Annotated in this window: 12 protein-coding genes and 1 pseudogene; 10 read left to right on the forward strand and 3 right to left on the reverse strand. The window is 37.5% G+C overall.

What is annotated here, in order from left to right; genetic code table 11:
- The first annotated feature begins 10 nt into the window (after nucleotides 1–10).
- Complete coding sequence (locus tag IGL36_RS04090) at nucleotides 11–1,066, forward strand: endonuclease subunit UvrC (protein WP_002397911.1); 1,056 nt, start codon at nucleotides 11–13, stop codon at nucleotides 1,064–1,066.
- 48 nt (nucleotides 1,067–1,114) lie between these two features.
- Here IGL36_RS04090 and IGL36_RS04095 read toward each other — a convergent pair whose 3' ends face one another.
- On the reverse strand, nucleotides 1,115–3,352 hold the full coding sequence (locus tag IGL36_RS04095) for an ATP-binding cassette domain-containing protein (protein WP_002397910.1): 2,238 nt from the start codon (nucleotides 3,350–3,352) through the stop codon (nucleotides 1,115–1,117).
- A 161-nt stretch (nucleotides 3,353–3,513) separates the two neighbouring features.
- Here IGL36_RS04095 and IGL36_RS04100 point away from each other — a divergent pair, with 161 nt between their 5' ends.
- The 6 genes and pseudogenes from IGL36_RS04100 (at nucleotide 3,514) to IGL36_RS04125 (ending at nucleotide 11,013) form a co-directional block, all read left to right on the forward strand.
- The gene (locus IGL36_RS04100; RefSeq protein WP_002397909.1) at nucleotides 3,514–5,778 is read left to right on the forward strand and encodes an amidase family protein; all 2,265 of its coding nucleotides are present in this window, start codon (nucleotides 3,514–3,516) and stop codon (nucleotides 5,776–5,778) included.
- 76 nt (nucleotides 5,779–5,854) lie between these two features.
- On the forward strand, nucleotides 5,855–6,799 hold the full coding sequence (locus tag IGL36_RS04105) for an aminoglycoside phosphotransferase family protein (RefSeq protein WP_002397908.1): 945 nt from the start codon (nucleotides 5,855–5,857) through the stop codon (nucleotides 6,797–6,799).
- 42 nt (nucleotides 6,800–6,841) lie between these two features.
- A complete protein-coding gene (locus IGL36_RS04110) occupies nucleotides 6,842–7,495 on the forward strand; it encodes a DUF4767 domain-containing protein (RefSeq protein WP_002397907.1) in 654 nt (217 codons plus the stop codon).
- Nucleotides 7,496–7,604: 109 nt separating this feature from the next.
- Nucleotides 7,605–8,015 (forward strand): nucleoside-diphosphate kinase, encoded by a 411-nt coding sequence (gene ndk / locus IGL36_RS04115; RefSeq protein ID WP_002381321.1) that lies wholly within the window; start codon nucleotides 7,605–7,607, stop codon nucleotides 8,013–8,015.
- A gap of 159 nt (nucleotides 8,016–8,174) precedes the next feature.
- A complete protein-coding gene (gene aspD / locus IGL36_RS04120; protein ID WP_002355939.1) occupies nucleotides 8,175–9,785 on the forward strand; it encodes an aspartate 4-decarboxylase in 1,611 nt (536 codons plus the stop codon).
- A 142-nt stretch (nucleotides 9,786–9,927) separates the two neighbouring features.
- Nucleotides 9,928–11,013, forward strand: a pseudogene (locus IGL36_RS04125) (hypothetical protein).
- 114 nt (nucleotides 11,014–11,127) lie between these two features.
- Here the strand turns inward: IGL36_RS04125 and IGL36_RS04130 are convergent.
- A complete protein-coding gene (locus tag IGL36_RS04130; protein ID WP_002355941.1) occupies nucleotides 11,128–11,931 on the reverse strand; it encodes a Cof-type HAD-IIB family hydrolase in 804 nt (267 codons plus the stop codon).
- 205 nt (nucleotides 11,932–12,136) lie between these two features.
- On the opposite strand from IGL36_RS04130, the gene IGL36_RS04135 reads away from it, so the two are divergent.
- The 3 genes from IGL36_RS04135 to IGL36_RS04145 all read left to right on the forward strand — a co-directional run bounded on the left by IGL36_RS04135 (nucleotide 12,137) and on the right by IGL36_RS04145 (nucleotide 15,677).
- Nucleotides 12,137–12,712 (forward strand): DUF1361 domain-containing protein, encoded by a 576-nt coding sequence (locus IGL36_RS04135; protein ID WP_002385113.1) that lies wholly within the window; start codon nucleotides 12,137–12,139, stop codon nucleotides 12,710–12,712.
- Between the two features lie 151 nt (nucleotides 12,713–12,863).
- On the forward strand, nucleotides 12,864–14,270 hold the full coding sequence (locus IGL36_RS04140) for an NCS2 family permease (RefSeq protein WP_002397905.1): 1,407 nt from the start codon (nucleotides 12,864–12,866) through the stop codon (nucleotides 14,268–14,270).
- A gap of 210 nt (nucleotides 14,271–14,480) precedes the next feature.
- A complete protein-coding gene (locus IGL36_RS04145; RefSeq protein WP_002381323.1) occupies nucleotides 14,481–15,677 on the forward strand; it encodes a multidrug efflux MFS transporter in 1,197 nt (398 codons plus the stop codon).
- 54 nt (nucleotides 15,678–15,731) lie between these two features.
- Here the strand turns inward: IGL36_RS04145 and IGL36_RS04150 are convergent, their stop codons facing one another.
- Nucleotides 15,732–15,917, reverse strand: a complete 186-nt coding sequence (locus IGL36_RS04150; RefSeq protein ID WP_002355945.1) for a YjzD family protein — start codon at nucleotides 15,915–15,917, stop codon at nucleotides 15,732–15,734.
- Nucleotides 15,918–15,924 lie beyond the last annotated feature (7 nt).

The raw sequence follows: 15,924 nt of genomic DNA on the forward strand, positions 1-15,924 counted from the left end.
ATCGGAATCAATGAAAAAGTTTTTTAAATATCTCGGTAGCTTGATGGTCCTTCTTCTAAGCATAGCTTTAATTTTGATAGGATATTTAACCTTCCGAGAGTTTCGACCACGAGCGGTTGAACCAGTTGCTATAAATAAACAATTTTCAGAGCAAACCATCGAAAAAAAGCAATCCATTTCTTTAGTCACGTATAACATAGGCTATGCTGGCCTAGGACAAACAGAAGATTTTTTTATGGACGGTGGCAAAACTGTCCAACCAGTTAATAAGGCAATGGTCCAACAGAATTTAACAGGCATTGAAGGAACTTTAAAAGAATTACCAGCGATGATTTACTTATTCCAAGAAGTCGATCGTCGCTCGCAACGTTCTTATGAAGTCAATCAAGAGGAAGAATTACAAAAACAGCTACAGCTGAACAGCGCATTTGCTTATAATTTTAAGGTAGATTATGTGCCCATTCCTTGGCCGCCGATTGGACGAGTAGAAAGTGGTTTATTAACATTATCAAATGAAAAAATAACAGAGGCTAAACGCATTGCTTTACCCAATCCCTTTCGTTGGCCCGTTAGCATTAGTAACTTAAAACGAGCGCTTCTAGAAACGCGCTTTTCAATTAAAGGCACAGACAAAGAATTAGTGGTTTTTAACTTACATTTGGAAGCCTATGACAATGGAGAAGGGAAGATTGCTCAAAGCAAAAAGTTAGCTGACGTATTATCCCAAGAATACGCTAAAGGAAACTATGTAATTGCTGGAGGTGACTTTAATCAAGTTTTCAAAGGCAGTCATCGATATCCTGACCTAGGGGAAGCTGGTTGGGCACCAGGAGAAATTGATCCAGCAGACTTACCTAAACATTTTTCACTTGCTTATGATGATCAACAGCCGACTGTGCGGGTGCTTAATAAGCCATACACTGGCTCTTATGAAACATCCCAAGTGTATGTAATTGATGGTTTTATTGTTTCTGATAATGTGGCTGTTCATAGCGTGAAAACAAAGAACGAACAATTTAAATATACAGATCACCAACCTGTGAAGATGGAAGTGGGGTTGAAATAGAAAAAGTACAAACGGTGCTTGTTGCTTGCACCGTTTGTACTTTTTATTTTACAGATAGCCTTTAGTAATAGAATGAGTGGAATTTAGCATATTTGCTGGCGTTCCTGTAAAAAGAAGCTGTCCGCCTTTTTCTCCACCTTCGGGGCCTAGTTCAATCAACCAGTCGGCACTTTTAATCACATCAATGTGATGTTCTAATAAAATTAAGCTGTTTCCTTCTTCTACCATTCGATTGAAAAGTTGAAGACTTTGTTGGATATCAATTAAGTGTAAGCCATCTGTAGGTTCATCCATTAAATAGATAGCTTTTTTTTGGTGAAGTGTGTCTGCTAATTTTACCCTTTGCAATTCGCCACCGGATAATGTTGAGAGCGATTGATTGAGTTTAAGGTAGCTTAAGCCAACTTCCAGTAAATTTTTTAATGAAAGAGCAAAAGGCTGGTCTTTGAAAAAATCATAGCCATCTTTAACGCTTAAAGCTAGTACTTCAACGATATTTTTTCCGTTATACAGATAATGAAGCACCTCTTCTTTGTAACGCGTTCCGTGACAGGTTTCGCAAACACTAGTAACATCCTCCATAAAAGACATATCGGAGACAATTATTCCTTTCCCCTTGCAAGTAGGACAGGCGCCTTTGGAATTATAGCTAAATAAAGCTGGACTAACATGATTTTCTTCCGCAAACAGTTTGCGGACCTTATCAAAAATATTGAGATAGGTCATTGGTGTGGATCGTAAATTTGCGGTAATGCTTTTTTGTGAAAGATGAATAATTTCTTGGTTATCAGCTTGGGCTTTTTGATAAATTTCTTCCGCTAATGATGATTTACCTGAACCAGCGACCCCACAAATAACAGTCAAAACTCCTAACGGAACTTCGACAGATAGATTGTTTAAATTATGCAGTGTCGCATGTTCGATTGATAAAGACTTCCTTGCTTTTCTTGGTTGGTCGTTTAAAGGGAGCGGCTCTTGAAGCGCTTGACTAGTCAAGGTTTTGGAGGCTAAAAATGCGTCATACGTTCCTGAAAACTGGACATGGCCACCATTTTCGCCTGCGAAAGGTCCTATATCGATGATAAAATCAGCTTCTCTAATTAATTGTGGATTGTGTTCCACCAGAACCACGGTGTTTCCTTTATTTTTTAAATTGAGCAATGCACGACTGATCCGTTCGATGTCCTTTGGATGTAAGCCAGCACTTGGTTCATCTAAAATATACATAATATCGTTTAAGGCGCTGTTTACATACTTAGCAATTTTAATCCGCTGTGCTTCACCACCAGAAAGTGTTTCAGTTGCTCGTCCTAATGTGAGGTAGGAGAGACCGATATTAATTAATGCTTCTAGACGTACAAGTAGCTCTTCTTGAATATTTTTTATTAAGGAAAGGTCCATCGAACGAATAAAAGAATGTAATTCAGTGAGTGGCATGTCAACAGCATCAGCAATACTTTTCTGATTAATTTTGCAGCTACGAACACGTTCATTGACTCTACTTCCTAAACAATCAGGACATCTTTTTACGGTAACAAAGTGATTAAGGTATTTTTGATGACGTTTGCCTTCGTCTGTATGCAATATGCTACGTTGCATACGCGGGACGATTCCTTCATACAAAGCTGTATGAGGCCACTCTTTGGGTGGATTAGCTAGTTTTTGTTGTGGAGCATATAAAAATAATGCTAACTCTTCAGGAGAATAGTCCTTGATTTTTTTATCCAAATCAAATAGATCACTATGGGCATAACGCTTCCACCGCCAGTTGCCAACTGTAAATGTGGGGAAATCGATAGGCCCTTCGTTTAATGATTTGTCATAATCAACTAGCTGATGAAGATTGATTTCGGTAATCTTTCCTAAGCCGTCGCATGTTGGACATTTTCCATCTGGATGATTAAACGAAAAAGTATCTGAATAACCAACAAATGGAGAACCTGCTCGTGAAAACAGCAAACGTAAAAACGTATAAATATCTGTGTACGTTCCCACTGTCGAACGAGAATTACCTGCTACTTTTTTCTGGTCAATGACAATTGCAACAGGAAGATTCTCGATTTTTTCAACTTCTGGACGACCATATTTGGGTAAGTAATTTTGAACAAACGAACTAAATGTATCATTTAGTTCACGACGTGATTCAGCGGCTAATGTGTCAAATACTAAGGAGGACTTTCCTGAACCCGAAAGTCCAGTAACAACAGTTAGTTGCTTTTTAGGGATATTGACAGAGATATTCTTCAAATTATTTTGTGTTGCGTGCTTAATTTCAATCCATTCCATTAAAAAACCTCCGTTTCTATTCTATTTTAGCATATAAAAAGAACCTAGCCTAAAAGTTGAACATGGGAATTTTCAAGAGAACTTTACTTTTTAATCGCTTTCATTTATGCTATAAGTAATACAGATTTTTTAACTGTATTAATAGATAAAGGATGTGACTTATGAAGAAGTCGATTTTGTTCAAAATGTTAGGGATTATTTTATTAATTAGCCAAACACTGGTAGGGGTACCAATGTTGGCACAAGAAAGTATACTAGAAACAACCGTTCAAACAGAGACGGAATCAGTAACAACAGAAACCAGTCAGACTGTAGCTAACTTGGAATCTGAAACTACTAGCCAAACGGTGATGCAGGAAAAAGAATCCTCTTCGGCAATCGCCGAAAGCAGTAGCCGAAATGTGGTTGCAGTAACCACTGAAACCACAAATGAGATACAAAATAGTGATACAGATGGAAAAGCTGTTTCTGCAGAGAGTGTTTTTTCAGAAACAGATTATAAACAAGCAACTGCACTGGAGTTAGCAACTTTAGTAAGAGAAAAAAAGGTGACGAGCGAAGAACTAGTAAAAATTGCGTTGGCCATCACTAAACGTGAAAATCCTACATTAAATGCGGTCATTACTTTACGAGAAGAAGCGGCTTTGACAGAAGCAAAAGCTTTACAAGATACAGGTCAACCATTTCTAGGTGTGCCGCTCTTACTAAAAGGGTTAGGACAATCCTTGAAAGGTGAAAGCAACACGAACGGTTTTGGTTTTCTCCGAGATCAAGTAGCTGGTGGGACATCGACCTTTGTCAAAGCACTACAAAATGCCGGATTCATAATCATTGGTCAAACGAATTATCCAGAATTAGGTTGGAAGAATATTTCAGATTCAAAGTTATATGGCGTTTCCGTCAATCCATGGAATCCTAACCATTATTCAGGTGGTTCTTCAGGCGGAGCGGGTGCTAGTGTCGCCGCGGCATTTGTTCCCATTGCTTCTGGAAGTGATGCTGGTGGCTCTATCCGCATCCCTGCTTCTTGGACAGGCACCGTAGGCTTGAAACCTTCTAGAGGAGTAATCATTGGCAATTCTAATAGTGCAAAAGGTCAAACTGTTCACTTTGGTTTAAGTCGAACCGTGGCGGATACAAATGCATTATTTGAAACCTTATTAACCAAAAAAGATCTTCCTGCGGGACATTTAAGTCAAGCGCAACCCATTGCTTATACAACAGAATCCCCTGCCGGAACGCCTGTAAGTGCCGAAGCAAAAGAGGCGGTCGCTGAAGCTGTTGCTTTTTTAAAAGACCAAGGGTACACATTGGTTGAAGTGAAGCACCCTGTTGATGGGGAACGTCTAATGAAAAATTATTATACTGTAGCTGCTGGCTCAGCAGGAATTGCCGATTTTATGGCGCGGCAGAAATTGAAAAGACCGCTTGAACGAAATGATGTAGAACTGTTAACATGGGCGCTTTTTCAAACAGGAAAAAATATAACGAGTGAAGAGACAACTGCGGCTTGGACAGATATTGCTTTACAAGCACAAGCGATGGACGAATTTTATCAACAGTATCCTATCTTATTAACACCAACGACAGCTGCCACGGCACCTAGTATTGATAATCCGTTACTAAAGCCAGAACATGCAGCACAGATGGAAAAAATTGATCAATTGTCACCAGTAGAACAAAAACAATTGATTTATGACCAATGGCTGACGGCGTTCACATATACACCGTTTACACAACAAGCAAATTTATTTGGACATCCAGCATTAAGTGTACCAACTTACGTTTCAAAAGAAGGACTGCCTTTGGGGATTCAATTTAATAGTGCATTAAATGAAGACCGAACGTTGCTACAATTAGGTGCTTTATTTGAAAATAACCACAAGATAAATCAACCACATGTAGAAGAACCAGACAAAGGCAAAGAACCAGATACAAGTGGCGAACCAGATAAAGATAAAGGACCAGATATAAGTGGCGAACCAGAAAAAGACAAAGAACCAAATGCAAGTGGCGAACCAGATAAAGATAAAGAACCAGAAAAAGACAAAGAGCCAAATGCAAGTGGCGAACCAGAAAAGGACAAAGACTCAGATGCAAGTGGCAAACCAGATAAAGACAAAGAAACAAAAACAAGTGAAGAACCAATCGAAGGAAAAAACCAAAACCCAGACAAAGCTGGAAAAACTACTAGTGAGTCATCCTTAGCTAATTCGCTGAATTCATCAGCAAATCAGGGAACCAAATCAACAGGAAGTACACATGCTTTTTCTGATAAAAATATGATTGGGAAACAAGAACAGCTTCCCAAAAAAGTATTACCAAAAGCAGGTGCAGAAGTACCTAGTACTTTCTGGATTGTTTTAGGAGGAGCTTTCTTAGTAACGAGTGGAACGATTTATATAAGGAAAACTAGAAAACAATAACCAGTGAAGGCTAGAGACAATTTATCCCCAATTGTCTCCAGCCTTTTTTCTTTGGTATACTAAAACCAATAGGGAAATGGAGGCGAAAGTAATGAGGGCGTTTGAAAAGATTCCAGAGTTTCAGCAATGGCAAAAAGTTGAAGCTATTCACCGTGGTTGGTCAACTGATTTAAAGTTTAAAGTTACCAAAAATCAAGAAACCTTTTTATTGCGAATTTTTCAACAAGAAGAGTTATTAGCCAAACAACAAGAATATCAATTTATCAAAAAAGTAGCGGCGTTAGGATTTCCCAGTTCTAAACCTTTTTTATGTGCACCTATTCCTGAAAGTGAACAAGGATACATGTTATTAACGTATCTAGAAGGTGAAGACTTAAGCGATGTTTTACCCGCTCTTTCTCCCAAAAGACAACTGAACTTAGGCGTAGAGGCAGGCCGCTATTTAAACAAAATCCATAAGCTTTTGTTGCCTGAAAGGATTAGTCAAAGAGAGCTTGCGCAAAATTTATACGAAAAAAAGCAGAGCCAACTAAATAAGTATAAGGAATCTCAATTTTGTATGCCGTACCAGCAGCCAATAATTTCATATTTAGAAAAACAATTACCGTTATTGCAACAACGGCCTGTGGTTTATCAGCATGGAGATTTCCATGTGGGAAATTTTATTTACTTGCCAACTAGGCAGGTCGGTGTGATTGATTTTAATCGATGGGATTTTGGGGATCCTTATGAAGAATTTTACAAGTTACAATTTTTTTCAAGAAATGTTTCGCCATTGTTTGCTTATGGTCAATTACAAGGTTATTTTGCTGGGAAAGTTCCTACCTTATTTTGGCAGTTTCAAAAGCTTTATACTTTTCACGCAGGACTCTATTCTTTAGTTTGGGCACTGAGCTTTGGTGAAAAAGAAATCAGGACTATGGAACAGCAATACCAACAATTACTAGAGGACTATAATTGTGGAGAATTACTAGTTCCCAAATGGTTTTCAACTATCCAAAGAAAGGGATTGAGATTTTAGGTTTATTTCGATAGAATAAAAATAAAAACAGGAGTTTAAGGAATGAAACTAAACGGGATTATTATGATAGCGGTTTTTGGAAGCGTTTTATCTAGCTGTGGTTGGCAAAAATCGAAAGAGGAATCACAGAAAGTACAAACCGTACAAACAAACAATGTAAATACTGAAGAAACAAGAGCAATTTCAGCAACCGAAGTTAGTCAAACCACGGCGTTGGAATTAGAGCAAACAACGCAAACACAAGAATTAACTGAATTAGTTACAGAAGAAGGGACGATTTGGAATCAGCAAAAAGCAAAACAGTTAGGACAATACATGGAAATCTGGGGTCAAGAACGCAATCAGAACTATCAAGCGTACCAACCAGGTCACTCTGTAGCTTTTTACACGATTCAAGTGCCTGATGATTTATTGAGTTATGAACCTAAAATACAACCAGCTATTGGGAACAATCCCATTTGGTTAAATTGGTCAGAAACAGGCAGCGAAGGGGGTTATTGCCTAGTGGCAGTATACTCTGACAGTGCGACACAAGTTGCCCAGAAGCATGTCTATTTATTTACTTTAGTGAATGGTGAAGCCAAAGTTTATGTGAGTAAAGAACAGCCAGTAGAGGAGCAACCTTATTTGTTTTTAAAAGAAACAAGCAATACAGAACTGAAAGAACAATTCACAAACCTTGTGAATAATCTTTAATTTTTTATTTAATCAAAAGGAAAAGAAAATTTATCATTGACAAAGTATCCGCTTTCATTTTATTCTGTAGCTACCCCTTGGGAAAGGGCAAAAGGAAGTTTTGAAAGGGATGGAAAAAATGAAGGAAACAAGTTTAGTAATTATTAAGCCAGATGGCGTTGAACGGAAGTTAGTTGGCAAAATCATTCAACGTTTTGAAGATAAAGGTATTGACTTATTGCACCTTAAATTCGAACGACTAACAGTAGAAACAGTGAAGGAACACTATGAGCATTTAAAAGATGAACTATTTTTCCCTGAATTATTAGCCTATATGACAAGTGGCCCAGTGGTTGTGATGGTCGTTGTAGGGGACAATGTGGTTAAAAAAGTGCGTAAATTAGTTGGAGCAACGAATCCGTTAGATGCTGAAAGTGGCACCTTACGAGCGGATTATGGGTTGTCTGTCACCAAAAATTTAATTCATGCTTCTGATTCTGTCCAATCAGCAAAAATTGAGATGCAACGGTTCTTTGGTTAATCAGCGAAAAAGAAGCAATCCTTTATTTTTTATAAAGGATTGTTTCTTTTTTATTAATTGTCAGAATATTCCGCTTAAATGGTTGACATCTGGAGGTAGAAGAGTAGTATAGACTACATACTAAATACTAAATGACCGCATGTGCTTCAGGAGGATAAAATGATAACAAGTGATGAATTGACAGAAAATCTTAGTCCGTTTGAATTAAGTCTATTTTTAGAGAAGAAATTACATGAAGAAAATCATAATTTAGAAACATTGTTAAATGCAGGGCGAGGCAATCCTAATTGGACGGCGCCAACACCAAGGGAAGCCTTTTTTTTATTAGGTCAATTTGCTACAAAAGAAACGTTAAGAGAGGGGAGCGAACAAACGGCTGGTATGATTCAGCCAAGTTTTGGTAGAACGCAACGCTTCTTAAACTTTTTAGCAGAAAATCCTAGCAAAGGGGCAACCTTCTTACAAGAAATTTGGACAGCAGAGCATAACTATTTTGGGATGGATAAGGAAATGTGGTTAGATGCCATGTTAGACTATGTGATTGGGGATAATTATCCGAATCCTGTTCGTTGCTTGAAGGCGTGTGAACAACCGATTAAAGCATATTTAAATCAAGAATTATTTTCCAGCGAAGCACAACCGTTTGATATTTTTGCCGTTGAAGGTGGTACAGCAGGGATTTGTTACTTGTTTGATACGTTGGCAAATAATTATTTACTAGAAAAAGGTGATCGTATTGCGTTGTTATTACCAACGTTTGCTCCTTATCTAGAAATTCCAGAACTACCACGTTATGATTTTGACGTGGTTAAAATCAAAGCAGAGCAAATGATTATTGATGGAAAAACGACGTATCAATACTCAAACAAGGAAATTGATAAACTAAAAGACCCGTCCATCAAAGCGGTTTTTGTCGTAAATCCCAGCAATCCAACTGCTAATGCTATGGGAAAACCTACCATTGAACAAATCAAACAAATCGTTGCAGTGGATAACCCTAAGTTAATGATTTTAACAGATGACGTTTACGGAACTTTTGTGCCAGCTTTCCGTTCACTATTTACGGAGTTACCTTACAATACAGCTTGTATCTATTCTTATTCTAAATACTTTGGCGCTACTGGTTGGCGTGTGGGGACTATTGCGGTTAGCCAAGAGAACATCTTTGATCAATTATTAAAAGAATTGCCAGTGGCTCGAAAAATGGAATTACAGGCACGTTATGCTACATTGAATGCAGACACAAGTCAAATTAACTTTATCAGCCGCTTAGTCGCAGACAGCCGCGATATTGCGTTGAACCATGCAGCGGGACTTTCTTCTATTCAGCAAGCGATGATGGCTTTATTTAGTTTGTATGCTTTGTTAAAAGACGGTCAAGCATATAAAGACGAAGTGATGGATATTTGTCATACGCGTGAAAAGCTCTTGTTCCGCACTTTAGGTATTGAAGAGCCTTTAGCAAGTTTAAATACAGCATATTATTGTGAAATTAACTTTAGAGATTGGACAGAAAAACGTTATGGCCCAGAATTTTCAAGTTATTTAACGAAATCTTGGACGATCACAAAAGTATTAACCTCTTTAGCAGAAAAAGAAAAATTAATGCTTTTAAAAGCGGATGCTTTCGGGAGTGACAAATGGTCAGTTCGAATTTCTTTAGCCAATTTAGCTACTAACCAATATAGTGAAGTTGGTAAACGAATGATTCGCCTATCTGAACACATTAAAGAAGAGTGGTTGCGCCAAAAGCGCCAAGCAATTAAATAAAAAAACGCTAAGTCTCTTAAGCTGCAAGAGGCTTAGCGTTTTTGTTTATTATTTATTCATTTTTCCGTCAGTTTTGGTTTATAAATGTTTGCTACACTGGAGATAAGAGGAAATTAAGCGTTTATAAAAAGGAGAGAAGTGAATGAAACATATTAAAGGAATGTTGGTTTTTATCGGATTATTTGTTTTGGTCGGTTGTACGCCAGATCAAGAGCCAACGAAACAAACAACAAGTGGTCCGCAAGAGACAAAGCAAGTGAAGCAAGTTACCGTCACCAATCAAACGACTTCTGCGGCGGAAAAACAAGCGCCGACTAAAAATGAAGAACTGATTGCTAATCAATTGACTTTTGATTCTCATGAATACACGTACGAAGTGGTTACAGGGGCCACACAAACGACATTTGGGACAACCCCACCAGCAAAATATACACCAGAAGAAAAAAAGGAAAAAATGTTTTGGTCCAATCAACCGCCTTTGGGATTAATGACGGGTAACTATTATAAAAATGAAGGTGTATTTACTGGCGGAAATTACGGCATTGTAGAGATTATTACGGAACCTGAAACGCAAAGGATTCTGAATGTTGAGTTTACAGAGTTTGCTAGTGATCCTTATTATGATACACGCTATTCGGGTGTCAACAAACGCCTGTCGGATTATCCTGAATTTCAAGCAAGCAACACGCGCACAGACGATACGTTAGTCACCGTTGTTAATGGTATTACTTATGTAGAAAAACAAATGCGTGACGAAAATCGTGTCACAGGTAATTTTTATACGGTACGTGGTTCATCAACTTCTGCGCGTTAAGGTTTAATGCCTTTAGCAGCAGAGATGGACACTTGGCTAAAAGAGCCATCGAAAGAAACGTATATCGGTTACGCAGAAGATTTAGGCAATGGCCTAATCGCTCGACTTCAAGTGATAACAGAAGAGCAGAAAATAAAACATGTCAGCTATGATGAATACTTTTCAGATGAACAGGAAAAAATCACAGAAACAGCTCTGCGGCCTTTTTATCGTCAATCGAAATATTATTCACCAGGATATAATAAACAAACCAACAATTCTTTTATTCATTTTGTAGATGCACTAACAAAGGCCATTACGACACAACAAACTTTATCCGTTAACGAAGAACAAGAGCTAAAGCATCCGTCTTTTACTACTTATCAAAGATTAGCTGAAAGAATCAGCACGTTTCAAAATTCATTGAAGGAATAAAAAAACGAAAGTAGGGCATAAGTCGTTTCGACTTATGCCCCACTTTCGTAATCTTAAGATTATCAGCTAAACCAAAGCAAGTTCTTTTTAAAGAAATACTTTTATCTTAGCCTTTTATAGATCTAAATAATTTTCTAAATAATCTGCTAAACCATCTTGATCATTTGTTTTTTCAGTGACATCGTTGGCTACGGATTTAATTTTATCCGTGGCATTGTTCATAGCAACACCCCAACCAGCATAACTTAACATTTCTTCGTCATTATGTTCATCGCCAAAAGCAATGATATCAGCTGGTTTGACAGATAAAAAGTTCGCCACTTGATCAACGCCATGGGCTTTTTGAATTCCTTTTGCGACCATTTCTAAAATAGGCATTGGACCGCCCCAAGTGCGGACATCAATATAATCACCATATTGTTTTGTCAATGTATCAGCAACTTTTTCAGCTTGGTTTGGTGTGGTCCGAACCATCATTGAGGTAGGATTTGTTCGTAAATTTTTAGCAGTAAGTAAATTATCTAAGGTTGCTTTGGAAGCAAAAAATTTCGGATCGAACCCATCTAACGTATCGATATAAAATGTTTCTTTGTTTTCAGCAGCAACAAAATCTAATTGTAATTCTTTTTTCTGTGCCAAAATGTCAAAGACTAGGTCACGCTCAATATTGGCTTCGCTTTCCAAGTCCCATTTTTTCTCTGGAATGTGGACTAAAGCACCGTTAAAGTTAACCATAGGGGTCGTTAGGCCAAGTTGTTGGTAAAATTGATGACTCATTCTATAGGGACGTCCAGTGGCAATACTGACGTAATGACCGTTGTCAATCGCTTTTTTTAGTGTTTGTTCGGTTTTTGGACTGATTAAAGACTGTGCATTTAATGTTGTGCCGTCTAAATCAATAGCAATTAATTTTTTCAAGTAAAAATTCCTCCTAAATGCCTTTTACTCAGTCTAGCATAAAACCGAAGATTATCAAGGGGAGAAGCATGTTCATTTATAAGGTTTAAAAAAAAGCTTAAGAAGTATGCTACACTAAAATAAACCGTTTGAAAAAGGAGCGCAGAGCATCTTGAAAAATTCTAGAAATTATTTACGAGTGATCACCTTAGTCTATTGTATCTATATGTGGTTATTTGCTACGCATTTTCATTTTATGGCGTTGAACGTGTTGTTAGCCTATATTCCAATTGAACTTAGTTATCTTTTAAACGCAGAAAAACGTAAAAGGGATTGGTTGATAGGTTTTGCTTGGTTAATTTTTTATCCTAATGCGCCGTACCTATTTACGGATTTTTTTCATTTAGAAACGCTATCTATTTATCGAGGCTTTAATACGATTTTTGCAAACCAAATTGGTGATTGGTGGGCGTTTGTTTGCTTAACCAGCGGGATTGTTATATATGGGCTTTTAGGGATGAAAACAGTAACAACTGTTAGCCAGAAATTGCAAAGTTATTGCGGCTATAGAACAATTGTAGTCTTTCAAGCCAGCCTTCATTTCTTGTCTGCTTTGGCGATTTATGTTGGACGTTTTGATCGATTACACAGTGTCTATCTTTTTATGAGTCCAATTGAAACAGTGAAAATTATCTTTTTTGACTGGTCCCTTCAAAAATTAATGTTTATTTTATTAATGATGTTTCTACAGATGCTGTTGTTTGGGCTAATCCAATTATTAGGAAAAGAAGAAGCAATGTAAAGCTTTTTCTTTTTTTACATCCGAAAAACACGAACGTTATATAGAAATATATATATAATAGTTAATATTTTGTTGTAAAAAGATAGTGATTCTCTTATAATCAAAGAGTAATTATTCGAAAACATGGATTTTAAGGGAGAGAAGTGCAATTATGAATACGTTTTTCAAATTAAAGGAAAACAAGACAACGGTATCAACTGAAATAATGGCGGGGGTTACGACCTTTTTTGCAATGAGTTATATTTTATTTGTTAATCCGTCCATTCTTTCAGAAACAGGGATGCCTTTTCAGGCTGTTTTTTTAGCGACCATTATTGCTTCAATCATCGGTACATTAATTATGGGGCTGTTTGCTAATGTACCTTACGCTCAAGCACCGGGAATGGGACTCAATGCTTTCTTCACGTTTACGGTCGTTTTTGGGATGGGGTATACTTGGCAACAAGCATTAGCAATGGTTTTTATTTGTGGTTTGATTAACATTTTGATTACAGTGACAAAAATTCGCAAAATGATTATTAAAGCAATTCCAGAGAGTTTACAACATGCTATTGGTGGTGGGATTGGAATTTTTGTCGCTTATGTAGGGTTGAAAAATGCTGGCTTACTAAGTTTCACAGTACAAGCAGAACCTCAAAATGGTGTTGTGAATGGTTCGAGTATCGTGCCCGCTTTAGGAAATTTTGATAATCCAACCATTATTTTGGCGGTAATTGGGTTAGTTTTAACAACGATTTTAGTTGTCACGAATGTTCGTGGGGCTATTTTAATTGGCATTGTGGTTACTACGTTAGTCGCAATTCCAATGGGGGTGGTAGACACTGCTTCGGTTGATTGGCATGCTAATTCGTTGGGCAATTCATTTAAAGAATTAGGTACAACTTTTGGCGCTGCTTTTGGTGCTGAGGGCTTACAGTCATTGTTTAGTGATTCTTCAAAAATTCCTCAAGTCTTAATGACCATTATTGCTTTCAGTTTATCAGATACGTTTGATACAATTGGAACATTTATCGGTACGGGACGTCGAACAGGGATTTTCTCTAAAGAAGATGAATTAGCTTTAGAAGATAGTAAGGGCTTCAGCACTAAAATGGACAAAGCTCTATTTGCAGATGCTATTGCAACATCTATCGGTGCGATTTTTGGTACATCGAATACGACAACTTATGTAGAAAGTGCAGCAGGAATCGGTGCGGGTGGTCGAACAGGTTTGACATCGGTAGTGGTAGCAATTCTATTTGCCCTAAGTAGTCTTTTTTCACCACTTATTGCTATTGTGCCAGCACAAGCTACGGCTCCAGCGTTAATTTTAGTGGGAATTATGATGTTAGCTTCTTTCAAAGACATCAATTGGACGGATTTAGAAGATGCGATTCCAGCATTTTTTGCTTCAATTTTCATGGGATTATGTTATAGCATCTCTTATGGGATTGCTGCTGGGTTCATCTTTTATGCAGTGGTGAAAGTAGTCAAAGGAAAAGCCAAAGAAGTTTCACCAATTATTTGGGTCATTGATGCGTTGTTTATCTTAAACTTTGTAATCTTAGCTATTTTATAGTAAATAGAAGTGAGGCTGAGATAACAGCGGTTAGCTTTGAAGGTGTTGCATTTATTCAGCTGTTTATCTTAAGCCCAAGTGTTAAGAAGTCTGGCAGATTGGTCGTTTTGACCGGTCTGCTAGACTTTTTTAAAAAAAGAATTTTCTTTTGAGAGATTCACTCTTTTAGAGTATAGTGGTAGGTGAAGAGGTGATAAGGTGGATAAAAGTATGAAAATAAAATGGAAGCAGAATTTATTAGTCGCATGGATTGGTTGCTTTTTTACAGGGGCGAGTATTAGCTTAGTTATGCCGTTTATTCCAGTATATGTTGAACAATTAGGGACGCCTAAGAGTCAAGTAGAGTTGTTTTCTGGATTGGCAATTTCTGTCACGGCGTTTGCTGCTGCGATTGTTGCACCGATTTGGGGAAATTTAGCTGATCGAAAAGGTCGGAAAATTATGATGATTCGGGCTGCAGCAGGAATGACGATCACAATGGGGGCGTTAGCATTTGTCCCTAATGTATACTGGCTGTTGATTATGCGTTTTATGAACGGGATTTTATCCGGCTATATTCCTAACGCAACAGCGATGATTGCGTCGCAGGCGCCAAAAGAGAAAAATGGCTGGGCTCTAGGGACATTATCAACAGGTGCAATTGCTGGGACGTTAATTGCGCCATCGATTGGCGGTGCGTTGGCACAGTGGTTTGGAATGGAAAATGTCTTTATTATTACCGGCGTTATTTTATTCATTACAACGTTGTTGACTATCTTTTTAGTTAAAGAAGATTTTCAACCAGTTGAGAAAAAGGATTTATTAACGACGAAAGAAATTTTTAGTAAGATGGATCATGTTTCAGTATTGATTGGTTTGTTTGTGACTACGTTAATTTTACAATTAGGAATTACAAGTATCAGCCCAATCTTAACGCTATATATTCGATCTTTAAGTGGCGATACAGAGAATGTATTATTTGTTAGTGGTTTGATTGTTTCGATTGCCGGCGTTTCAGCAATTATTTCTTCTCCAACTTTGGGAAAAATTGGGGACCGCATTGGGAACCAAAAAGTTTTATTAGGCGGATTAATTCTTTCTTTTATTTGTTACATTCCCATGGCGTTTGTGCAAACACCTTTTCAGTTAGGTGTTTTACGATTCCTTTTAGGTTTTTCAACAGGTGCTTTAATGCCATCAATTAATACGTTAATTAGTAAAATAACGCCAACAGAGGGCGTAAGTAGAGTTTATAGTTACAATCAGATGTGTAGTAATTTCGGTCAAGTTTTAGGACCGATGGTAGGGTCGACAGTTGCCCATGGTTTTGGCTATTCTTCTGTTTTTCTGGTAACCGCTTGTTTCGTTTTAGGAAACATTGGGTTGTCCTTCTTTAATTTCCGAAAAGTTTTAAATAAAAAGCTCTAAACAGTTGAAAAGATAAAAAAACCAGTTACAATAACTTTAGTAACTGGTTTTTTCTTATTTAACAGGTTTGGTTTCTTTCGGTACTGCAAAGTGTGCAATTAATAAAATAATAACGGCTGTTGCCAACGATAGAATCGTTGTCATTTTAAAGTCGTATGAACCACCAGATAATGCACCGCCGATATATCCAACGACTTGGCCTAATGCGAAGGTCCAGAAAAATACAACAAGATAACGCATATGAGCA

The sequence above is a fragment of the Enterococcus sp. AZ011 genome (assembly GCF_050548355.1).
Taxonomy (GTDB): Bacteria; Bacillota; Bacilli; order Lactobacillales; family Enterococcaceae; genus Enterococcus; species Enterococcus faecalis.